The organism is Enterococcus gilvus ATCC BAA-350 (genome assembly GCF_000407545.1).
Lineage (GTDB): Bacteria > Bacillota > Bacilli > Lactobacillales > Enterococcaceae > Enterococcus_A > Enterococcus_A gilvus.
The window spans coordinates 1507792-1529494 of the sequence record NZ_ASWH01000001.1 but is presented as its reverse complement, the minus strand read 5'-3'; the positions used below and the strand labels follow the sequence as shown (position 1 = coordinate 1529494).

General features: G+C 38.3%; 21 protein-coding genes and 1 other RNA gene. 6 read left to right on the top strand and 16 right to left on the bottom strand.

Annotation, left to right across the window (positions count from 1 at the left end):
- Positions 1 to 143: 143 nt before the first annotated feature.
- Positions 144 to 2777 carry an alanine--tRNA ligase gene (alaS, locus tag I592_RS07585; protein ID WP_010780793.1) on the bottom strand — a complete coding sequence of 878 codons (2634 nt, stop codon included), beginning with the start codon at positions 2775 to 2777 and terminating at the stop codon, positions 144 to 146.
- 266 nt (positions 2778 to 3043) lie between these two features.
- Positions 3044 to 4096 (bottom strand): DUF7278 family profilin-like fold-containing protein, encoded by a 1053-nt coding sequence (locus I592_RS07580; protein WP_010780794.1) that lies wholly within the window; start codon positions 4094 to 4096, stop codon positions 3044 to 3046.
- Positions 4097 to 4166: 70 nt separating this feature from the next.
- Here I592_RS07580 and I592_RS07575 point away from each other — a divergent pair, with 70 nt between their 5' ends.
- Positions 4167 to 4607, top strand: a complete 441-nt coding sequence (locus I592_RS07575; protein ID WP_010780795.1) for a GNAT family N-acetyltransferase — start codon at positions 4167 to 4169, stop codon at positions 4605 to 4607.
- Between the two features lie 18 nt (positions 4608 to 4625).
- On the opposite strand, the gene I592_RS07570 is transcribed toward I592_RS07575, so the two are convergent.
- Complete coding sequence (locus I592_RS07570) at positions 4626 to 5975, bottom strand: DEAD/DEAH box helicase (RefSeq protein WP_010780796.1); 1350 nt, start codon at positions 5973 to 5975, stop codon at positions 4626 to 4628.
- A 1-nt stretch (position 5976) separates the two neighbouring features.
- Positions 5977 to 7125, bottom strand: a complete 1149-nt coding sequence (locus I592_RS07565; RefSeq protein ID WP_010780797.1) for a VanZ family protein — start codon at positions 7123 to 7125, stop codon at positions 5977 to 5979.
- Positions 7126 to 7251: 126 nt separating this feature from the next.
- On the opposite strand from I592_RS07565, the gene I592_RS07560 reads away from it, so the two are divergent.
- Complete coding sequence (locus I592_RS07560; RefSeq protein WP_010780798.1) at positions 7252 to 7566, top strand: hypothetical protein; 315 nt, start codon at positions 7252 to 7254, stop codon at positions 7564 to 7566.
- Positions 7567 to 7579: 13 nt separating this feature from the next.
- Here I592_RS07560 and I592_RS07555 read toward each other — a convergent pair whose 3' ends face one another.
- From I592_RS07555 to I592_RS07535, 6 genes are all read right to left on the bottom strand, one after another.
- The gene (locus I592_RS07555) at positions 7580 to 7927 is read right to left on the bottom strand and encodes a hypothetical protein (protein WP_010780799.1); all 348 of its coding nucleotides are present in this window, start codon (positions 7925 to 7927) and stop codon (positions 7580 to 7582) included.
- A 111-nt stretch (positions 7928 to 8038) separates the two neighbouring features.
- Positions 8039 to 8683 (bottom strand): HD domain-containing protein, encoded by a 645-nt coding sequence (locus I592_RS07550; protein WP_010780800.1) that lies wholly within the window; start codon positions 8681 to 8683, stop codon positions 8039 to 8041.
- Positions 8673 to 9836 (bottom strand): THUMP domain-containing class I SAM-dependent RNA methyltransferase, encoded by a 1164-nt coding sequence (locus tag I592_RS07545; RefSeq protein ID WP_010780801.1) that lies wholly within the window; start codon positions 9834 to 9836, stop codon positions 8673 to 8675. Before I592_RS07545 ends, I592_RS07550 begins: the two co-directional genes overlap by 11 nt.
- A gap of 187 nt (positions 9837 to 10023) precedes the next feature.
- Positions 10024 to 10396: RNase P RNA component class B (gene rnpB / locus I592_RS20945), an RNA gene on the bottom strand.
- 14 nt (positions 10397 to 10410) lie between these two features.
- The gene (gene gpsB, locus I592_RS07540; RefSeq protein WP_010780802.1) at positions 10411 to 10815 is read right to left on the bottom strand and encodes a cell division regulator GpsB; all 405 of its coding nucleotides are present in this window, start codon (positions 10813 to 10815) and stop codon (positions 10411 to 10413) included.
- Positions 10816 to 10883: 68 nt separating this feature from the next.
- Positions 10884 to 11441, bottom strand: coding sequence for an SLOG family protein (locus tag I592_RS07535; protein WP_010780803.1), 558 nt, complete (start codon positions 11439 to 11441; stop codon positions 10884 to 10886).
- Positions 11442 to 11522: 81 nt separating this feature from the next.
- Here I592_RS07535 and recU point away from each other — a divergent pair, with 81 nt between their 5' ends.
- A complete protein-coding gene (gene recU / locus I592_RS07530; RefSeq protein WP_010780804.1) occupies positions 11523 to 12140 on the top strand; it encodes a Holliday junction resolvase RecU in 618 nt (205 codons plus the stop codon).
- The gene (locus I592_RS07525; RefSeq protein WP_010780805.1) at positions 12133 to 14460 is read left to right on the top strand and encodes a PBP1A family penicillin-binding protein; all 2328 of its coding nucleotides are present in this window, start codon (positions 12133 to 12135) and stop codon (positions 14458 to 14460) included. Before recU ends, I592_RS07525 begins: the two co-directional genes overlap by 8 nt.
- A gap of 15 nt (positions 14461 to 14475) precedes the next feature.
- On the opposite strand, the gene nth is transcribed toward I592_RS07525, so the two are convergent.
- From nth to I592_RS07500, 5 genes are all read right to left on the bottom strand, one after another.
- A complete protein-coding gene (gene nth / locus I592_RS07520; RefSeq protein ID WP_010780806.1) occupies positions 14476 to 15129 on the bottom strand; it encodes an endonuclease III in 654 nt (217 codons plus the stop codon).
- The gene (locus I592_RS07515; RefSeq protein ID WP_010780807.1) at positions 15122 to 15832 is read right to left on the bottom strand and encodes a DnaD domain protein; all 711 of its coding nucleotides are present in this window, start codon (positions 15830 to 15832) and stop codon (positions 15122 to 15124) included. Before I592_RS07515 ends, nth begins: the two co-directional genes overlap by 8 nt.
- 105 nt (positions 15833 to 15937) lie before the next feature.
- Entirely contained in the window at positions 15938 to 17281 is a 1344-nt protein-coding gene (locus tag I592_RS07510) for an FAD-dependent oxidoreductase (protein ID WP_010780808.1), read from the bottom strand.
- 315 nt (positions 17282 to 17596) lie between these two features.
- Positions 17597 to 19591, bottom strand: coding sequence for a transketolase (gene tkt, locus I592_RS07505; RefSeq protein ID WP_010780809.1), 1995 nt, complete (start codon positions 19589 to 19591; stop codon positions 17597 to 17599).
- A 92-nt stretch (positions 19592 to 19683) separates the two neighbouring features.
- Complete coding sequence (locus tag I592_RS07500) at positions 19684 to 19926, bottom strand: DUF896 family protein (RefSeq protein ID WP_010780810.1); 243 nt, start codon at positions 19924 to 19926, stop codon at positions 19684 to 19686.
- Between the two features lie 132 nt (positions 19927 to 20058).
- Between I592_RS07500 and lexA the strand changes: the two genes are divergently transcribed.
- Together lexA and I592_RS07490 are read left to right on the top strand one after the other, a co-directional pair.
- Positions 20059 to 20682, top strand: a complete 624-nt coding sequence (gene lexA, locus I592_RS07495) for a transcriptional repressor LexA (RefSeq protein ID WP_010780811.1) — start codon at positions 20059 to 20061, stop codon at positions 20680 to 20682.
- 104 nt (positions 20683 to 20786) lie between these two features.
- Positions 20787 to 21056 (top strand): hypothetical protein, encoded by a 270-nt coding sequence (locus I592_RS07490; protein WP_010780812.1) that lies wholly within the window; start codon positions 20787 to 20789, stop codon positions 21054 to 21056.
- A gap of 121 nt (positions 21057 to 21177) precedes the next feature.
- On the opposite strand, the gene I592_RS07485 is transcribed toward I592_RS07490, so the two are convergent.
- Positions 21178 to 21690, bottom strand: coding sequence for an adenine phosphoribosyltransferase (locus I592_RS07485; RefSeq protein WP_010780813.1), 513 nt, complete (start codon positions 21688 to 21690; stop codon positions 21178 to 21180).
- Positions 21691 to 21703: the final 13 nt, after the last annotated feature.

Here is a 21703-nt window from a genome sequence, read left to right as displayed (position 1 = left end):
AAAAAAACACTTTTTTTATAATTTAAACCATTTAATTTCAAATTTCATCTACTTATAGGCCAATAAAATTCTTGTTAAACGGTGAATGATCGAAAAAAAACAGACAGCATTCATAGAGTGCTGTCTGTTAAACTTTTAAATAATTAAGCTAGCCAGTTGATTACTTCTTCTAACGCGTCGGACAAACCTGCCGGGTTCTTACCGCCCGCTTGGGCCATGTCTGGACGACCGCCGCCGCCGCCGCCAACTTTTGGAGCGATTGCTTTAATCAAGTCGCCAGCCTTCAATCCCTTTTCATTTGCAGCTGGACTCATAGCAGCTAATAGGTTTACTTTTTCGCCTTGAACAGTTCCAAGTACTAAAACATCTGATAAGGCTTTTTGTTTCCATTGGTCTGCTAATTGACGCAATTGATTCATGTCTTTTACGCTAACTTGAGCAGTGATTACGGAAGTCCCGTTGATTTCCTTAACATCCTTGAAGACATCGCCGGCTTGTTGATTAGCCAATTTTGTCGCCAATTGTTCGTTTTCCTTTTGAAGTTCTCTTAATTGCTGTTGGAGTTGCTCGGTCTTGCTGACTACCTCTTTAATTTGAGGAGACTTCACGATTTGGGCAACTTGTACCAACTGTTCTTCTTCTTCACGGAATGCTAGATAGGCTTCTTTGCCTGTTAAAGCTTCAATACGACGAACGCCAGCACCAATTCCAGATTCAGATACAATCTTAAAGAGCCCAATATCTTCTGTATTGATGACGTGTGTGCCCCCGCATAATTCAATTGACCAGTCGCCAATATTTACTACACGAACGTCACGACCGTATTTTTCACCGAATAAGGCCATTGCCCCCATATTTTTAGCAGTATCAATGTCAGTTTCGATCGTCACAACAGGAATGGCTTCCCAAATTTTTTGATTTACAATTTTTTCCATTTCTTTCAATTCATCCGTTGCCACTTGTCCGAAATGCGTGAAGTCAAAACGTAAATGCGTATCCGTTACTAACGAACCCGCTTGATTTGCATGATCGCCTAAAACTTCCTTCAAAGCCTTGTGTAAAACGTGGGTAGCCGTATGATTTTTGATTACTTTATTCCGGAATGCCGCATTGACTTGCAAGAAGTAGGTTGCTCCTTCTTCTAGTGAAGCAAGAACGTCCACAGTGTGCAATGCTTGACCATTCGGTGCCTTTTGAACATCTATTACGTTTGCAATGATATGCCCTTCATTATCAACAAGCACACCTTTGTCAGCAATTTGACCACCCATTTCAGCATAAAACGGCGTTTCAGCAAAGATTACTTGTGCTTCACCTTCTTTTACAGAAGAAACAAGCTCATTGTCTTTTAAAATTACAAGTAATTTACTTTCAACCTCTAAATGATCATAGCCAACAAATTGACTGTCTACCTTGATATCGCCTAACAAAGCTGTTTGAACACCCATTGATTTTTCTGTTGTACGAGCAGCACGCGCGCGTTCTTTTTGCGCCTGCATCTCTACTTCAAACCCTTCGTGGTCCACTTTCAACCCTTCGTCTTCTGCTACTTCTTCTGTCAGTTCCACCGGGAATCCAAACGTATCATATAGTTTGAAAATCACTTTACCGTCTAGAGTCGTTTCATTTTTCTCTTTTAAGTCAGCCAATACATCATTCAACATGGTCAATCCATCATTAATTGTTTCATGGAAACGTTCTTCTTCCGTACGAACTACTTTCTCGATAAACGCTTCTTGCTGTTTAACTTCTGGATAGTAGCTAACCATTATTTCACCAACGACTGGTACTAATTTATATAAGAAAGCCTGATCAACACCTAGCTTTTTACCATGCATCACCGCACGACGCAACAGACGGCGAAGCACGTAGCCACGACCTTCGTTTGAAGGCAATGCACCATCGCCGATCGCAAAGGCCAATGAGCGAATATGGTCCGAAATTACTTTAAAAGAGATATCCATTTGCTTATCAGTACCATATTTTTTACCGCTTAGCTCTTCCACCTTACTGATGATAGGTAGAAATAAATCTGTTTCAAAGTTCGTAGGTGCATCTTGAATAATTGAGACCATCCGTTCTAGTCCCATACCAGTATCAATGTTTTGATGAGGCAACGGTTCATAAGTATCTTGTGGAGTATGATTGAATTCAGAAAATACCAAGTTCCAAATCTCTAAATAACGTTCGTTTTCTCCACCGGGATAATTTTCTGGGTCGTCTTGGGCTAAATCATTGAATTCTTCTCCACGATCATAAAAAATTTCTGAGTCAGGACCACTTGGACCAGCACCGAGATCCCAAAAATTGTCTTCAATCTCCACTACATGATCCGCAGGGATTCCTACTTTTTCTAACCAGATACGTTTAGCTTCCTTATCTTCTGGATAGACAGTGACATAAAGTTTGTCTGGCTCAAAACCAATCCAGTCTGGTGATGTTAAGAATTCCCAGGCCCATTCGATTGCTTCGACCTTAAAATAGTCTCCGATAGAAAAATTGCCTAACATCTCGAACATCGTATGATGACGGGCAGTCTTCCCAACATTTTCGATATCATTTGTCCGAATCGATTTTTGTGCATTCGCAATCCGAGGATTTTCGGGTACAACACTTCCGTCAAAGTATTTTTTCATGGTAGCGACACCTGAATTGATCCATAGTAACGTCGGGTCATTTACAGGGACAAGTGATGCACTCGGTTCAATCATATGTCCTTTGGTTTTAAAAAAATCTAAAAACATTTGGCGCACTTCAGCGCTGGTTAATTTTTTCATTTGTTCTCCTCTTTCCTCAAAAAATAAAAACTACCATTGCATTCAAGGACGAAAACTCGCGGTACCACCTTGATTGCAATGATAGTTTGATCATTACCTCTTCAGCTCGTTAACGCTGAGCAGCGTTGATTTTTCAATCAAAATGTGATGGGAGCAATTTATTAAACGCAGCATGCATCTTTCAGCGATCGTGCACTTTCTGTGGAAGCGAGAGTAATAAACCTTATCCTTTTTAGAGTATAGAAAAAACTCTGTCAAAAGTCAAACTAGATCTTAATCAAAATCGCTTTACGATATAAATAGTCGCTCGGCGAGAGTACTTCTTCGTGGATCATAGTCGTTGTATTACTAAAATATGTCGACAAAGGTAGAAAATCGACGATTGGGATACCAACATTGTTCTTTTTATTGGTCAATTTCAATATGCCTGGATCTTCAGTGATCTCAAAACGTTCCATTGAAGTGTCAAAAAAAAGTCCAAACATGTTGGCGCATGCCATCATTTTGCGAACATTTTTTCCACGATAAGGGTCCTTCACATTCAGATCATTTCCCCAACGAAACAAACGTCGACTACCAGCACCGTTGATATATTCCCATTGATCTTCTGTCAGTAAATCAAAATTCTTCCTGCGTATTTTTTTTCGTAAACTTGTATAGGTATGTTTTTCATGGCTAAATACATAATAGCTGTCAGAATGAGGAATCATTTCTATATACCACCGGTTCTCCTTCACAATATTATTCGGGAAAGACCAAGTCAGACTTTCTTCTGGCGTTAAGTTTGGCGATAAAACTTCTTTGATTTCTTCTTCAAAAGACGAAAATTGGTCTGCTTCACCAGAAAAGCTTCCCGTCACAGCATCATAAATGCCTAAATAATTGGTTCCAGCGGGTAAAGCGTGACGCTGTACAAACATTGGCGGAATTTGTACTTTTCGCAAGCTCGTTGTTTTATCATTAATCAGTTCACCTAATGAATCCACGTCAAAAAAGTTGTATTTTCCACGCAATTCTTGCGGAATCGTAATTTCTTGCGCATTTGGGGCTGTTTCCAAAAGGGATAATCCTTTTGTTCCTAAATTCCAACCTAAAATAGCGTCTTTATTGCCTGGAATGAAAACAAACTCTTCTTCGTCGATTAGCAATTGAAAAGTTTGGCACTTGATACCGTATAATTCGAAATCTTTTAATTCAATATCTGAAATCTTCATTAGGGGACTCACAAAATGAAGCAAAACCTGACTCAATAAAGTACGCTTTTCTTTAGGATTCAGTCGTTTCCAATAGGACCAGTCTAATTGATCTAATAAGTTCATAAATCTTTCTGCCTCCTCCAACACTCATATGCTAGAATTATACCATTATCATATAGAAATGAGGAAAAAGATGAAGGAATATTTTGGCGCTTTACCAGAGACACAAGCAGCTGCTTTCTATTTGCGTTATCAAGTGTTTGTTTTAGAGCAAAAAATTTCTCCAGATTTAGAATTTGACCTTCTTGATACACCCGATCGAAAATACCTAGTTTTTTTTAAAGAAAATATTCCTGTTGGGACGATTCGATACCAAAAAATTGATGCGCTTACACTAAATCCTGATCGATTATGTGTCGGTAGAGACTATCGTAAACAAGGATTAGGCAAAAAACTTTTAAAAAGAATCGAAGAACAAGCAATTTCAGAAGGATGTATCCATTCGATTCTTTCAGCAGAAGTTAGCGCACAGTCATTTTATGAAAAATTATCGTATCGTGTAGTATCAGATGTTTTTGAAGAAGACGGTATTCCTTGTGTCAAAATGCAAAAGGACCTTGTATCTGCTAATTAGCAGATACAAGGTCTTGAATTATGAATTTGAACGCTTTTTATTTTTACGTACGCCACGTTCTTCTTGACGACGTGCTACACGACGTTTTTGTTTGTTTGATTCTGAAATAGCTCGATCAATTTTTTTCTTGTAGCCTGGTTTGATTTTTTTCTTCTTTTTCTTTACCAAACCAATCAATGTTGGATCAAGTTCATCTTTAGATTTTTCGCGCTTCTTTCGGCGGTTTCGATCATAGGTGGTTACAATCTCACCATTTTTGATTTCTTTTGGTTGGAAGGTGACTCCAAGATTTTCGATCAAGCTAACGTCATTTTCATCACTTGGTCCATATAAAGTGATCGCTGTTCCAGACATGCCGTTTCTTCCAGTCCGGCCAACACGATGGATGAAGAAATCTAAATCTTGTGGAATCTCCGCATTAATGACATGAGATACTCCTTCAATATCTATCCCGCGCGCAGCTAAATCTGTCGCTACAACATACTGATACTCAAGATTTTGTACTTGGCGCATGACACGTTTTCGTTCCCGAGGCGAAATATCTCCATGAATCTTAGCAACTTTCAACCCTTGTGCTTTTAAGTAATCGCTGATTTCGTCTACATGTTGCTTCGTATTCGCGAAAACAATTGCTAAGTATGGATGGCCAATCGTTAACAATTGATAAATCAATCGATTTCTATCTTGACCTTTCGTAGAAATCAGCCAATTTTCGATCGTGTCCGAAATTACTGCTTTGGATTTAATCTCTTCAATGACTGGATTCTCCATATATTTCAATAGGAAAGGACGCAATTTTTCTGGAATAGTCGCTGAAAAGACAAGCATTTGAAGATGTTTAGGCAAACGTCCAGCAATTTGATCAACCTCTGCCAGAAAGCCCATATCAAGAGTCATATCTGCTTCGTCGACGACAAAATATTCTGCAGTGTGAACCTTTAACGCCTGCTCGTTCATCATATCTAGAATTCGCCCTGGCGTACCGATAGCGACGTGTGGCTGATGCCCCGTCAATTTATCCAGTTGACGACGTTTGTCCGTTCCACCAACAAAGTTTGTTACACGAATTTCTTCTGGTGAGAATTGCGCGATTTGAATTGCTGCTTGATAAATTTGTGTTGCTAATTCGCGACTGGGCGCAGTAATAACGATCTGTACTTCGTCTTTTGCCGGATCGATCTTATCCATCAACGGCAGTAAAAATGTGTGTGTTTTACCTGATCCAGTCTGTGACTGACCAACGACATTTTTCCTCTTTTTAATTAAAGGAATGAGCTTTTCTTGAACAACAGTTGGTTCAGTAAAACCTTTATCCTTGATTGCTTCAAGAATAAATGGTTGAAAATTGAATGATTCAAAAGTTCGCATGTTATACCTCTTTCTTTAACGTACTAATCGTATAGGTGTGACTCGCTTTATCATGGAATAGGCGGGTTTTTCTTCTTATGAGAGCATACAATAAGTTGAATAGAAATAAAAGTAAAATTCCTAAACTCATGAATCCAAAGCTGACATAAGCTATAAATACTGTGTGGTTATTGGTTGGCAAATGTGTCATTGTAAAATTAAAAATCTGAAGTAATCCGTATGAAAGAAGATACAACGCACTATACCGTTTCACTAAAGCCAAAAAATGGATATGCTGTCGATCTTGCTCAACAACTTTGATCCGAACAACTTTTTTTCCAATTGTTTGCCCGTTCCATAAGTACATGAAAACCATAAAATAAATAAAAACTTCTAAAGTAAAGCTGACGATAGGATAGCTGATTAACGCATTGAGTTCTGTCGGAAGCAATGGTGAAAAAAGGCTCAATATGCTGCCGAATAAGCCTATCACAAACCAATCAATAATCATTGCCATTAATCGTCGCAGTAAGGAAACACGTTCGCCCTTTATAAAAGATTCTGAATCCAATTCGTTTCTTGTCGGCAAGAAAAATGTAAAAAGCGGCGCGCAAATAAATCCAAGAGTTCCGCCAATTGTGTTATGCAATAAATCGTTCACATCGAATAAGCGGTACGGACGTGGATAAATAAAATACAGTCCGCTCAATTGCGTCAATTCAAAGAACAAAGAGAGACAGAAACTGGCAAAAATTGTTTTCCAAAAAGAAAGTTTGAAATAGTATCTGCAATAGACACCAAATGGAAATAGTAAGATGATATTAAAGACTGGCTCTAAAAAAACACTTTGCTTCATGGCTGGTAAGTAAGTACTAGGCTGGTTGATTTGCAATACTGTTTGATTCATAAAATTATGCCAAGATTGAAACAAATGCAACTCATACCTCGGACCAGTCATTTGGGCAACTGTATCGATACTTGGTAAAGGCAATATTACTAAATAATATGCAGATAATAAGTAGAAAACAAACGAATATAAAATCACACTGCGTAATTTTCCTAATTGACCATACTTTCGATAATAATAAATCAAAAACGGTGCAGTGATCAGTAAAGCCAAAATCGGAAATGAGACGATCGCTGCTTTAATTGGAAAGATATAGCTGTTCATAAATGTCCCTCATTTAATAATTTTTTACCCTACTCGGTTACTTAACAAGAAGGCTTTTTCTAAGTTATGATAAAATGAAGACACGTCCAACACTTAATTAATTATTTCTAAAGGAGGTCCTCTTTCATGCTTCATCCACTTTTTGCTTTTGGTGTTCCAGCGGCTTTGATGGTCGCTTATATGGTTTTTTATTTTGCCAAAAAAATGAAAAATAGTGATTATCGACGTTTCGCTTTAACATTGATCGCTGTCTTTTTAACAACTTTTAGCTATCAAGTATACAATTACAGCCAAACTGTAGTGGCACTCACATCAGCAACAAGTTTCAAAAATAACTTTGGCTATGCTCAAACACGATTAATAGTCCCTTTTGTTCTTGGTGCTATCCTAACTGTAATCAATCTCTATTATCTTTTCCGTCAATTTAGAAAAAAAGAATAACAGGTAAGTCCTGTTATTCTTCCAAATCAAAGAATTTGATTTCAACTTGATCTAGTAATTTTAAGGTTTTTAAGTCTAATTTGACCCACTCTTTAGATGCGGGTTGGTAATTATTGTCCTCAAAACACAACTCTATTTCATTAAGTAATTGTTCTGGCGTACCAAAAAAGCTTTGATCATTTTCAAGTAATACACTAATAAGTGCCGGATTCTCTACTAAGAAATAATCCTCTTGATATTTATATAAAATTACCTGATATGTCTTATTCACAAGTTTACAACGAATTGCAAATAATCCTTCAGACAACTTAGGTATCTTTTCTAAAACTTCTTCGGGACTCAAAATTTCACGATGCAACATTTGGAGCTCCTCCTAACAAAGAAATATTATAGGAGAAAAGCAACTTCACTGGAAATAATATGTCTTATCTAAGAGTTTTTTTACTTTTTATTTATATATCTCTATGTGAGTTTATGATAGACCCCACTCTTCGTAAAAAGTTTTTAAAAAATCTTTCATGAAAACTACCCGACGATCTGCTTCTGCTTTTCCAGCCGCAGTATTCATTGTAGCTGGGAGTTTAAAAAGTTTTTCATAAAAATGATTAATGACTGTACTGTTTTTTCGATATTCTTTTTTGCTTTGAAAATTTTGGGGTTGAATATTGGGATCGTATAGCGGACTTTGTGTATGACCACCATAATAAGCGGTGCGCAAAATCCCGATTGCACCTAAAGCATCAATCCGATCCGCGTCTTGTACGATTTTTCCTGCAAAAGTTAGCTTTGCTTTTCCATGTTCTAATTCCTTTGAGAAGGAAATGTTTTCTATAATATCAACTATCTCATTGATTTCTAGTGAGGTTAAATCAAGATCTTTTAAAAACTTTTCAAGATCTTCTCTTTCTTTTTCAACATCCTCTGCGACTTTATCATCAATAACATCGTGTAGATAACTCGCAGCTTCAATAATCATTTTATCTGCTATTCCTTCTTGCTCCGCTAATTCTTGGGCAATCTTTGCTACACGTTCAACATGATAAAAATCATGACCACTACGATCTTTACCCAATTTTTCTTTTGCATACTGGCGAATTTTTTCTATTTTATTCTGCATCGGTGCGTGGCTTTCTAGGTGGACGTTCACCCCAATACTGAAAGAAATCTGTTCTTATCGCACCGTTATATAGTTTTCTTTTCTTGGTAGCTTTTGCCCCATAAAATTCTTCGAAGGCTAAATCACTTGTTAGAATATATTTACTCCATGTTTTTAATGGACGGAATACTTCTCCCATCTCACGATAGAGCTCACGAACTTGTTCTTCTTCACCTAATCTTTCGCCATAAGGCGGATTTGCAACAATTACACCATATTCTTTTTCCGTTTTGAAATCTTTGATAGCTCTTTGTTTGAATTGGATCGAATCGCCCAAACCGATTTCTTCAGCATTTGCGCGAGCAATTTCAATCATGCGCCCATTAATATCTGAACCAGTAATATCTAATTGGATGTCATAATCAGCAGCTTCATCGGCAGCAGTACGTACTTTGTCAAAAACTTCAGGATCAAACCATTCCCAAGCTTCACAAGCGAAATCGCGATTAAATCCAGGGGCCATATTATGACCAATTAGTGCTGCTTCAATACATAATGTTCCTGAACCACAAACGGGATCGTAAAACGGACGATCCTTTCGCCAATTGGTCAGCATAACTAAAGCAGCAGCCATGTTTTCCTTTAAAGGTGCGCCCCCTTTTTCTAAACGATAGCCACGTTTAAACAAACTTGGCCCCGTTGTGTCTAAAGTCAATACCACATGGTCTTTCAATAAAGCGACCTCTAATTGAAATAAAGCCCCTGTTTCAGGGAGAGGAACTCGTGAAGGACGATGATACACTTCACGTAAACGTTCTACGATTGCTTTTTTTGTAATCGACTGACAGTCGGGTACACTATACAATTTTGACTTAATCGAACGACCTGCAACTGGAAATTCTGCATCCATAGGTAAAAAGTCTTCCCAAGGGATTGCTTTCACTTTTTCAAATAATTCATCAAACGTGTACGCATCAAATTCGTCAACAACGATTTTTACTCGATCAGCAGTTCGCAACCATAAATTTGCTGTAGCGATTGTTTCAAGATTTCCTTTAAACCGAGCTCGTCCATTTTCAACCTGACAGTCAATTCCCAAATCTCTAAGTTCTTTGCCTACAAGCGCTTCAATACCTGCTGCGGCTGTAGCAATCAAATTATATTGTTTTTCCATAATAACTCCTTAATTGTTATATGATGTGATTTATTTCAATAAAAAGCTTATTTAATAGGTTATCTCACAAGAATTTTCAATATACGAATACTTGCGATTTTACTAGGTAAAAGAAAATACATAGTGAAGCTCGCAAAAAAACCTTCACAACGCAAAGTTGGAAGGCACACCCTGAATTGCTGCAATTTTCTGTAAGCCATGTTTTGTACGACGATCAACTCAGGGAAGTGTGACCATCGTGGTAATCATCTATCTCCGACATAAATGCCGTCTCTTTCATCGTTCATTTCCTTAGAAAAAGCGCCCCTACCATTGTTTGGGTTGCTCGCTCGAGGGGTTTACCGCGTTCCACCATTTTGATTTCTCAAAATGCTTCGTCACTGTGGCACTTTCAAGAATACTCGGACATAGATTGCTCCTTAGCCCTTTTTTCTGCCGTTACTTCATAAGAAGTACCTTAGCTTATGGTTTCGCTAAGCACGAACACTACAAACATCTCAGTCTGTGCGAGCATGGACTTTCCTCAGCCTGCGTAATGCAAACCGCGATCACCCAAAAATTGCATCATTCAAATTTAAAATTGACGAGTTTTTTCGATGTCACTCTCATCTTGTGTGTAGCTTTGACCAAATTCAGAAGAAGCTGTTTGATTCGTTGCCTGTTGGTCAAGTTTTTTACCAAATACTTCTCTTTCAAGATTTGATAAACGTTTCAAAATATCAAAATTTGTTACAGCTGAGCTCTTAGGTGCCGCTTCTTTTACACGTGAAGGTGCTGGCTGAGCTTTTGATAACTGTTCAACTTTTGCTTTCAAACGATCATTTTCTTCTCTTAGTGTTAATACTTCTTTGTTATAAGCTTCATAATCTTTGATCACATTGTCTAAAAATTCGTCGACTTCGATTGGATCGTAACCGCGCATCTTTGTTTTAAACTCTTGCTCCAAAATATCATTTGGAGTATAGATTACATTCGCCATTTTTCCACCTCATTAGCTCTAATCTTAATTTACTTTCTAATATATTCTAGCCGATAAATCCTAGGAAATCAAACACTATCCCCAAAGTCTGAGGAATTTTCTAAATCATCCATAGTGATTGTAAGCAATTCATAAGAATTCTGTTCTTGGAATTTTTCAATATCTCTCAGGAAAAATTTGCTCTTACCAGGATATTCAGTATCATATACTAGTAATGTAGCATCTGTATGATGCAATAGAAAACTTACGTGATTTTTAAATTGTCCAGGATTTTGATACGGATGATGACTTACAGAATCAACAAAATCTGCCGTCTGCACAAGCTCGCTTAAATATAATTGATTTTGTTCTTTCCAATTACTTCCAAAACCCTCAAAAGGAAAAACAATCGCTAATTTAAGTTCAGGATACTCATCCTTTAATTCGTTAACAAGTTGCCCTGACCAAATTTCGGTTCCCAAACTTCCACTGATCATGACCCATTCCAATCCATTCTCAATTAATGCTATCAATTCTCTCTTTAATACATTTTTAATTACTTGTACTCGAGGGTCATTGTCGCTGAAAATTCCTAGCTCAAAGCTTTGGTATCCAGTTACGTATAATCGCTGTATTGTGTCATTCATTGCAATTTCCTTACTTTCACTTAAAAATAAAATATCTTTCAAAAAAATTTGCTATAATATCAAACAGGAGTGTGATGAAAAATGACCTTTCACTACCCTAACGGTCAATCATTTTCACAAAAGAATCCACGGGAACGATCCTTAAAAAAAGAAACAACTTTTGCCAATCGCGGTATGCGCTTTGAGGAAGCAATTAATCAAAGCAACGAATACTACTTAACCCATGATAAGGCAGTTGTCCATAAAAAGCCAACGCCGCTTCAGATCGTTAAGGTTGATTATCCTAAACGTAGTGCAGCAGTAATTAAAGAGGCCTATTTTAGGCAACCTTCTACTACGGATTATAATGGCGTTTATCGTGGATACTATTTAGATTTTGAAGCGAAGGAAACGAAAAATAAAACTTCTTTTCCGCTCAAAAATTTTCATCAGCATCAAATTGCTCATATGGAACAGTGTTTGAAACAAAAAGCAGTGTGCTTTATCTTGCTTTGGTTTTCAAGTCTAAATCGTTGTTTTTTTCTTTCTTCTGAAGAACTGATAAACTATTGGAACAGACAAGAAACAGGGAAAAAATCACTTCCGCTTGAGTTGATTGAAGCAGTTGGCATCGAAATCAAACCGCAAATTGCACCAAGAATCCCATATTTGGAAGCAGTGGAACAATATCTCGCAAAAAGGAGTTTAACAAATGGCTAATCCCTCACGTTCGCAAAAAAGTAAGCGAACCCCTCAAGGAAAGAAACCTGCACAAAAAAGTAAACAGAATCGCCACATTGGGTTAAAAGTTGCAATCGCAGTCGTTGGCTTGCTCTGTGTAGCATTGCTCACAGGTATAGGCATCTTTTTCTTCTATGTTAAAGACGCGCCAACATTAACTGATAAAAAATTAGAGGCGACTGTTTCTTCGAAGCTTTTAGATAAAGATGGAAACATTTTTGAAGACCTCGGAGCAGAAAAAAGAGAAAAAGTTGAGGCTGATAAGATTCCACAGGAATTGGATGATGCAATCGTTTCGGTTGAAGATCGCCGTTTCTTTAAACATAACGGTGTAGACCCCGTACGTATTGCAGGTTCAGCATTGCACAATATTACAAATCGAGGAGGCCTTCAAGGAGGAAGCACCTTGACGCAGCAATTAATCAAACTCTCCTTCTTCTCAACAACTACTGAGGAAGCGGATAAGACCTTGCGTCGGAAAGCTCAAGAAGCTTGGTTGGCCATTCAATTAGAAAAGAAACATTCAAAACAAGAAATTTTAACTTATTACATTAATAAAGTTTATATGGCAAATGGTCTATATGGGATGGAAACAGCTGCTGAAACCTACTTTGGAAAAGAGTTACAGCATTTAAGCGTAGCGCAGACGGCTCTGCTTGCTGGTATGCCTCAAGCACCTAATTCATATGACCCTTATAAGCATCCTGATGCTGCAAAAGAACGTCGTGACACTGTCTTATATACAATGTTAAACAATAAAAAAATTTCTCAAGAAGAATACGATAAAGCGACCAAAGAACCCATTGATCAAGGATTGATACCTTTACCGGCGGATAATCAAGAGAGAAAAGTATCTGATAATTACGTTAAAGAAGTTATCGCACAAGTTGAAGCGAAAACCGGAAAAAATGTGTATACGGATGGTTTAGACATCTACACGAATTTAGACAAGGATGCACAAAATCGTCTATATTCTATTGTAAATGGTGACGAGTACGTTCAATATCCTGATGAAAAATTCCAAGTTGCTGCGACACTGATCGATTCCAAGACCGGAAATGTTACAGCACAAATCGGCGGACGAAATATTGCTGATGACGTTTATTTAGGTATGAATCGTGCGGTGAATACTACACGGGATTTTGGTTCAACTGTTAAGCCGATAACTGATTACGGCCCGGCTTTCGAGTACAAAAAATTCTCAACGGCTGAAACACGTTTCAAAGATGAGCCTTATCGTTACGAAGGAACTCAGACAGAAGTTAAAAACTGGGACAATTCATATCAAGGGACCATCACTTTACGTCAGGCACTTTATGACTCTCGAAATGTCCCTGCAGTCAAATTATTTAACGAAGTGGGACCCGAAAATGTTTCTAAATTTTTGAAAAAATTAGGTATTGAATACAAAGATATTCAACAAGCCAATGCCATATCAAGTAATACTGAAACACAGGATGGAACAAAGTATGGTATTTCTACTGAAAAAATGGCTGCTGCTTACGCTGCCTTCGCTAATGGCGGAACATATAATGAACCCCTTTATATCAATAAAATCAAATATCAGGACGGGTCAGAACAAACGTTCTCAAATAAAGGCGAGAAAGCAATGGAACCGTACACTGCATACATGATTACTGATATTTTAAAGGATGTTATCTCAAGAGGGACTGGAACATATGCTCAAATCCCGAATCTTTTCCAAGCTGGTAAAACAGGTACTTCAAATTATACAGATGACGAGTTAGCGAAGATACCTCATGCCGGTGCTATTGAGCCAGATGTTATGTTCACAGGATTTACACCAAATTATTCATTATCAATTTGGACTGGTTATGACGATCGCATGACTCCTATTACCTCAGAATCAGAGAATACTGCACAACTCATTTACAAAGAATTCATGAGCTATGTTTCTCAAAATGTTCCGAATGTTGATTGGACAATGCCTGATGATGTGCTTCGAAGTGGGAATGAACTTTATGTAAAAGGCGCCTCTTATACACCTGTTCAACCAAATCGGACTGGTCAAAGTTCATACTACAATTCTTATTCTAGTCAGACGACCATGCCATCAAGCAGCACAGCGCAGTCGAGTGTTTCTGAGTCATCTACGATCGCGCCGCCAGCAAGCAGCAGCGAGCCAGTGCCTCCTAGTAGCTCATCTTCTGCTCCTGCGCCCACACCGCCACCATCATCATCGGCGGCTCCTGAGCCACAGCCATCTCAACCGTCGTCAAGTGCTAGTCAGCCGGCACCGACACCGGGAAATAATGGCACACCGCCATCAAGTAATTAAAAAAAGCCGCTCGAACTAGTTTCGAGTGGCTTTTAATCTGTCTTTCCCATCTTGACACATATCCAACAGCGGACAAATTTCACATTTAGGACTTCTAGCCGTGCAATGATACCTTCCAAAAAAAATTAATGTGTGGTGGCTTTTTACCCATAATTCTTTTGGAATCTTGCGCATTAAGGTGGCCTCCACTTCAGTAACAGACGCGTTCAGCTTGCAAATGCGTAGTCGTTTAGTAACCCGTTCTACATGCGTATCAACAGCAATTGCTGGGACACCAAAAGCATCTCCAAGCACAACATTCGCTGTTTTGCGTCCGACGCCCGGTAGCTTTACCAATTCTTCACGAGATGCTGGTACAATACCACCGTAATTATCTAGTAGCATCTGTGCACAAGCCTTAATATTTTTGGCCTTGTTTCGGTAAAGACCGATCGTTCGAATTTTCGCAACAATGTCGTCCATAGGTGCCTGTGCTAACGCCTCTGGAGTGGGATAGGCTGCAAATAGTGCAGGTGTGGCTTTATTCACGGAAACATCCGTCGCTTGGGCGCTTAGAATAACAGCGATTAAGAGTTGAAAAGGAGAATCTGAATGCAGCTCCCCAATTGCTCTTGGAAACATTTCGTACATTCGTGAGAGAGCTTCCATTGTTTTTTCTTTATTAAGCATCAGAATCCTTCCTTTCAAGCCAATTATAGAGAGAAACCTTTGGTAGTTCTTCGGATTGATTTTGTTCTTCCTTCTGTAATAAAATCTGTTTACGTCGTCGCTGCTCCTCTTCGACTTGAACTTTTGATCGAATATTTTTCTTTTCCCAGCTTTGAAGAACCGTTTCAATATATTTAAAATTGTACGCTTGGTTTAATACCGCTTCCTGTAGTGCTAATTCAATCAACGATGGTGCGTAGTGATCCTCGTTTAACCAATACCCAATTTTTTGGTATTCAATCGGTGATAAAGGCCGACCGAATTCCTGTTCAAAAGATCTTAACATTTTCTTTTGAGCAGCAATATCGTTCTTCTCCTCAATTTCAAAGCGCTCTTGTTCTTTCAATATTGTCAGTTTCTCAAAAGCAGGCAACAAATTGTAACGATCACTCTGCTTGCCCTCATCGTCCAATGCGGTATCCAACGTAACGAATTCTTTATTGACAAGTGAATTTAATGACGCATATATCTTCTCAATAGTACATCCCATGTCTTGGGCAATTACAGTCAAATCAGGAAAATCTACTCCAGATTGATGTGAAGCGTAAAGCTGCAGCCACAACATAAATTCGTCAGTCGTCAGTCCCAGTTTAGTATAATTTTTTAATAACAGATTTGAGATTGTTGTCTCCCCACCCGCTAAATAATCATTTAATGAAATCATTTGAAATCCTCCGTTCGTTTCTCAGTTTACACTAAAAAAAAAGGAACTCCAAGTCTGATAAATTTCTCTTAGCAATAAAAAAAGAAGGCTTACGCCTCCCTTTTTTTATTCTGCTTCCGCTAAAGCCGCTTGAGCTAAAATGTTCAAGTAATTCCATGGGCGGTCAAAATGTGGCTGGAAGAAGAAATCTTGTAATGCTAAATCTTCTAACGTCATATTATTTTGAATAGCCACTGAGATTGTATTTGCAGATTGTGTAATATCATATTTTGAAAGGAACTGTGCACCTAAAATTTTATTCGTGCCTTTTTCTGAAACAATCTCCATTAAAACTTTTTCAGTAGTTGGCATGAACTCAGGCCGATAATTGTCTTCGATTACTGTTACATTCACGTCTAAATCATTTAATGCAGCACTCTCTTTTGTTAATCCAGTCGAACCAATCGTCCATCCAAATAAGTAAAGACCAGAAGTACCTTGTGTGCCTCGGTATTTCATTTTTTGTTCAACTAAGTTTTGACCGACTAACATTCCTTGTCTAACAGCGTTTGTTGCTAGAGGGATATATTGATCTTTTCCAGTTGGGTTATAATGAACAACTGTTGAATCACCCGCAGAGAAAATATCTGGGTTGCTTGATTGCATATATTCGTTCACTTTGATTGCTCCGCTTGGCAGCATATCTACTTTGCCTTCTAATAACGTTGTATTAGGTCGGAAACCGACACACAGGATAACCATATCCGCATCAAATTCATTGCTCGGTGTCACTACTTTAGTTACAGCACCACTTTCATCTGCAACGAATTCACTTACGTTCTCTCCCAATGCTAATGTCACACCATGGTCTTCTAATTCTTTTTCTAGTAGATCTGTGAAAGGCTTATCTAAATATTTGTTTAAGATTCTTGATAATCCATCAATTAGCGTTACTTCTTTACCTGACTCGGCAAAAGCTTCTACTAATTCAATACCAATATATCCTCCACCGACTACTACAACTTTTTTAGCGTCTTTTGCTTGTTCAATGATGACATTTGCCTGGTTATAGTTTTTGCATAATAAAACATTCTTAGATTCAATCCCTTTGATCGGCGGGATGATTGGCCAAGAACCTGTTGTTACAACCAATTTATCATATTCAACGATCTTTTCTTCCTCTGTTTTCAAATCTTTTGCTGTGATTTTTTTAGCATCTGTATCAATGTTTGTTACATCGTGTTCCATGTTCACTTTTGCACCTAAAGAAGTAAGTTCTTCAGGGTTAGAATAAAATAGCCCTGCTGGATCTTTCACGACTCCACCTACGTATAAAGCGATTCCACATGAAAGGAATGAGATATTGTCATTCCGCTCAAACACTGTCACCTCTGCATCCGGGTGGTTTGCTAAAATATTTTTAACGGCTGCGGTACCGGCATGTGTACATCCTACTACTACTACTTTCATTGTCGTCCCTCTTTCGTTTGAATCATTTTTTAATTGCAATATTTTGCACAAGGACAGTATAACAGAATTTAATTTCTGTCTAAATAAATTTGCTCACGAATAAACATTTTTATTGAACGTATCGAAAAATTGAAACCGCCATTAATTATTAGTGTTCGAGTAAAATATTATGTAAACTTTATTTTAGTAAAACTATTACTTTCCCTTCTGGAATGCTAAACTTACCGTTAAACAATTTACAGCTAGAGACCTGAAGAATCTGATCACAAAAAAGGTTGAGGAAAATTATTCTCCTCAACCTTTTCAAATTAAATTTTAAAGTTTGTTAAAAGTATTCACAACATTTTCCACAGTGAATCCAAATTGTTCTAAAACATAGTCTCCTGGTGCAGAAGCTCCAAAATGATCAATACCGATCATCTTACCTTCCGATCCGATATAACGTTCCCAACCGAATGGAGAAGCTGCTTCGATTGCTACGCGTTTTTTCACTGCCTTAGGTAAAACAGATTCTTTGTATGCTTCGTCTTGTGCTTCGAATAAATCAAAACTTGGAAGAGAAACAACGGAAACGTCTTTGCCCTGCTCTTTAAGATCTTTTTGAGCTTGAACAGCTAGGTTCACTTCAGAACCGGTAGCAATTAATAGACCATCTGGTGTATCTGATTCAGCTTTAGAAATCACATAACCACCTTTTGCTACGCCTTCCTTAGCCATGTCTTTACTATTAGGTAAGACTGGTAAATTTTGACGACTTAATACTAAGATAGTTGGTTTATTCTTTGTTTCTAACGCTTGAATCCATGCAGCGGAAGTTTCGTTGCCGTCAGCAGGACGAATTACTTGTACGTTAGGCATACAGCGAACGCTTGCTAATTGTTCGATTGGTTCATGTGTAGGCCCGTCTTCACCGACAGCCACAGAATCATGTGTTAACACATAGACAACCGGTAATCCTTGGATGGCTGACATTCTAACAGCCGGACGCAAGTAATCAGTAAATACGAAGAATGTTCCTCCATATATACGTGTTCCTCCATGCAAATGAATGCCATTCATCGCGCTCGCCATTGCAAATTCACGGACACCAAACCAAATGTTTCGGCCTTCATAAGAACCTGGTTGAAACTCTGGTTCATCAGCGATCGTTGTATTATTTGAACCTGATAAATCAGCAGATCCACCCCAAATATTCGGAACAGCTTTTGAAATAGCTTGAATCGCATCTTTGCTGGACACACGACTAGCTTGTGCAGTTCCTTCTTCATAAACTGGTAATGAAGCTTCCCAGTTTTCTGGAAGTTCTCCAGCAAAAGCCGCTTTAAATTGTTTCGCTAACTCAGGATGAGTTTTTTCATAGTTTGCAAACATCGCATTCCAATCAGCTTCTGCTTTCGCACCCTTATCGTTGATTTCTTCTTTAAATCGATTTGAAACTTCTTCGGGAACCGTAAAGTCAGGATATTCCCAACCGTATACAGCTTTTGCAACACTAATACCGTCTTCTCCAAGTGGCGCACCATGAACAGCAGATGTACCCTCTTTGGGAGAACCAAATCCAATCACTGTTTTAATTTCGACCAATGACGGTTTGTCCGTTTCAGCTTTCGCTTCATCAATCGCTTTGGAAATGGCTTCTAAATCATTTCCATCTTCTACTAAGATATGTTGCCAACCATAAGCTTCATAGCGAGCACCTACATTTTCAGTGAAGGCTTTTGAAGTAGGTCCATCTAAAGAGATATCGTTTGAATCGTATAACACGATCAATTTGCCTAATTTCATGTGTCCCGCCATAGAACTTGCTTCAGCAGATACGCCTTCCATTAGATCGCCATCTCCACACAAAGCGTAGGTATAGTGATCCATCACATCAAAACTGTCACGATTGTATGTTGCTGCTAAATGAGCTTCAGCCATTGCCATCCCAACAGAAGTTGAAATACCTTGACCTAAAGGACCTGAAGTTGCTTCGACACCATCCGTATGAAGGAATTCAGGATGCCCTGGTGTTTTGCTTTCCCATTGACGGAAACTTTTTAAATCATCAATCGTTACTTTGTATCCTGCAAGATGTAATAAGCTATACAACATCGCCGAACCATGACCTGCAGATAGAATAAACCGGTCGCGATTTGCCCAATTTAATGAAGTCGCTGGATTAACATTCAAATGCTTTGTCCATAGAGCATAAGCCATTGGGGCTGCACCCATGGGGAGTCCTGGATGACCTGAGTTTGCTTTTTGGATTGCTTCAATACTTAATGTTCTGATTGTGTTTACACCTAGTTGATCGATTTTGTCGAACAAATTACTTCCTCCTTTTTGGTCATAAATACTTTAATTACAAATTCATTGTAACCGATTTATTTTGACTTTTCAATCACTTACTGACAAAAGATTTACTTTCTATTGTGTAATCCTTTTTCTTTTTGAATCTTTTTTAATTTTTCTGGAGTGACATCGTTGCCTTCTGGATCAACAACCTTCATTCCTTCGATGTGATGGCGCATTCCACTACGGAATGAAGCGATGTATTCTTCCCGCAAAACCTTCTGTTCATGTGCCTCTGCATCTGTTAAACCGGACGTTTTCTTTTTCTTTGATAATTCATTGATTCTAGCAATTGTTTCATCATTGATCATTTTGCGCACCTCTTTTCCCTCTTTAATTATACATAAAAAAAAAGAAGTTGAAAGTGTAAACAAATACGAACGCTTGTTTGATTTGTTCGAATAACTATGCTACACTAAAAAAAACGAAAGAAGGTGCGGGCATTGGCAAAAAGAACGGAAACAAAACAATTAGAAGTGTTACGTTTCATTCATGAACGCGTTGAAGATAAAGGGTACCCACCCACTGTTAGAGAAATTGGAGAAGCTGTGAATCTTTCGTCTACCTCTACTGTTCATGGCCATTTATCTAGGTTAGAAAAAAAAGGCTGGATCCAGCGCGATCCCACTAAGCCAAGAGCAATTGAGTTAACTATTAATGGATTAGAAAAAATCGGGGCAGCACCGCAAGTTATTCCTATGTTAGGTGTTGTAACAGCTGGTGAACCCATTTTAGCAGTCGAAGAAGCGTCGGATTTCTTCCCTGTTCCACCAGACCTTTCTAGTGAAGAAGGCGGCTTGTTCATGCTGACTATCCGTGGTGAAAGTATGATCAATGCTGGAATTTATGATGGAGATCACGTGATTGTAAGACAACAATCTTCAGCTACAAATGGAGAGATCGTGATTGCGATGACGGATGAGAATGAAGCGACCTGCAAAAGATTCTATCGGGAAGCTGATCATATTCGGTTGCAACCTGAAAATGACGAGTTGGCTCCTCTGATTTTCGATAACGTATCTATTCTTGGAAAAGTTGTCGGTTTGTATCGAAACCATATTTATTAATCGGAATTTACTTCCGATTATTTTTTTCTTTACAAAACGAACAAACATTCGTATAATAGATATACAAACACACGTTCGCGTTTTTATAATAGGAGTGATTATTGATGAAAGCAGTAAGAAGATTTGGTTTAATTATCGCTGTATTGTTACTAGGTTTATTGATTGGTAAGTTAGGGTCTTTAGCTACGATCGTCATTTTTTCTGGTTTGTTCCTTGTATGGTTCATGTTATGGGACGAGCGAAAGTACGCTCAGCATTATGCGGAATACCATTCCGTTGAAGAGGAAAATGAGGAAGAAGAGTTTTACACTACAGAACCTGCCGAGGATTTTTATTATGTAACGTACGATCATCGTTATCACAAGTCAGCTTAATCGTTCACTCAAGCAGTTGGGTATTTCATCCAACTGCTTTTTTGATATTTAATAAAAAGAGGCTGCAGACAATGTTCTAAATTAGAGCATTGTCTGCAGCCTCTTTTCTATTTAACTCTTTTTAGTAGTCCATCAATGTTAAAATGTCGTATCCTTGGATTTTATCACGCCCGTGTAACCCTTCTAATTCAATTAAGAAGGCACACCCGACAACAATGCCGCCCAGCTTTTCTACTAATTCTATCGTCGCTTTAATTGTTCCTCCAGTTGCTAACAGATCATCAGTGATCAATACCCGTTGGCCAGGCTTAATTGCGTCGCTATGGATCGTTAAAGTATCCGTACCGTATTCTTTTTCGTATTCAACTTCGATTACTTCACGAGGTAATTTACCTGGTTTACGCACTGGCGCAAATCCTAATCCTAATTCAAATGCTACCGGACATCCTACGATAAATCCACGAGCTTCTGGACCGACGACCATATCGATTTGCTTTTCCTTTGCGTAATTGACGATTTGTTTTGTTGCTTCGCGATATGCTTCGCCATCAGCCATGAGTGGAGAAATATCACGGAATACAATCCCTTCCTTTGGATAGTCTGGGATACTAGCAATATAATCTTTCAAATTCATTTCGGTTGTTCCT

What these genes read in the sequence shown, in the direction of transcription:
- alaS (WP_010780793.1), bottom strand. Translation starts at nt 2,777, where the DNA reads ATGAAAAAATTAACCAGCGCTGAAGTGCGCCAAATGTTTTTAGATTTT.
- I592_RS07580 (WP_010780794.1), bottom strand. Translation starts at nt 4,096, where the DNA reads ATGAACTTATTAGATCAATTAGACTGGTCCTATTGGAAACGACTGAAT.
- I592_RS07575 (WP_010780795.1), top strand. Translation starts at nt 4,167, where the DNA reads ATGAAGGAATATTTTGGCGCTTTACCAGAGACACAAGCAGCTGCTTTC.
- I592_RS07570 (WP_010780796.1), bottom strand. Translation starts at nt 5,975, where the DNA reads ATGCGAACTTTTGAATCATTCAATTTTCAACCATTTATTCTTGAAGCA.
- I592_RS07565 (WP_010780797.1), bottom strand. Translation starts at nt 7,125, where the DNA reads ATGAACAGCTATATCTTTCCAATTAAAGCAGCGATCGTCTCATTTCCG.
- I592_RS07560 (WP_010780798.1), top strand. Translation starts at nt 7,252, where the DNA reads ATGCTTCATCCACTTTTTGCTTTTGGTGTTCCAGCGGCTTTGATGGTC.
- I592_RS07555 (WP_010780799.1), bottom strand. Translation starts at nt 7,927, where the DNA reads ATGTTGCATCGTGAAATTTTGAGTCCCGAAGAAGTTTTAGAAAAGATA.
- I592_RS07550 (WP_010780800.1), bottom strand. Translation starts at nt 8,683, where the DNA reads ATGCAGAATAAAATAGAAAAAATTCGCCAGTATGCAAAAGAAAAATTG.
- I592_RS07545 (WP_010780801.1), bottom strand. Translation starts at nt 9,836, where the DNA reads ATGGAAAAACAATATAATTTGATTGCTACAGCCGCAGCAGGTATTGAA.
- gpsB (WP_010780802.1), bottom strand. Translation starts at nt 10,815, where the DNA reads ATGGCGAATGTAATCTATACTCCAAATGATATTTTGGAGCAAGAGTTT.
- I592_RS07535 (WP_010780803.1), bottom strand. Translation starts at nt 11,441, where the DNA reads ATGAATGACACAATACAGCGATTATACGTAACTGGATACCAAAGCTTT.
- recU (WP_010780804.1), top strand. Translation starts at nt 11,523, where the DNA reads ATGACCTTTCACTACCCTAACGGTCAATCATTTTCACAAAAGAATCCA.
- I592_RS07525 (WP_010780805.1), top strand. Translation starts at nt 12,133, where the DNA reads ATGGCTAATCCCTCACGTTCGCAAAAAAGTAAGCGAACCCCTCAAGGA.
- nth (WP_010780806.1), bottom strand. Translation starts at nt 15,129, where the DNA reads ATGCTTAATAAAGAAAAAACAATGGAAGCTCTCTCACGAATGTACGAA.
- I592_RS07515 (WP_010780807.1), bottom strand. Translation starts at nt 15,832, where the DNA reads ATGATTTCATTAAATGATTATTTAGCGGGTGGGGAGACAACAATCTCA.
- I592_RS07510 (WP_010780808.1), bottom strand. Translation starts at nt 17,281, where the DNA reads ATGAAAGTAGTAGTAGTAGGATGTACACATGCCGGTACCGCAGCCGTT.
- I592_RS07500 (WP_010780810.1), bottom strand. Translation starts at nt 19,926, where the DNA reads ATGATCAATGATGAAACAATTGCTAGAATCAATGAATTATCAAAGAAA.
- I592_RS07490 (WP_010780812.1), top strand. Translation starts at nt 20,787, where the DNA reads ATGAAAGCAGTAAGAAGATTTGGTTTAATTATCGCTGTATTGTTACTA.
- I592_RS07485 (WP_010780813.1), bottom strand. Translation starts at nt 21,690, where the DNA reads ATGAATTTGAAAGATTATATTGCTAGTATCCCAGACTATCCAAAGGAA.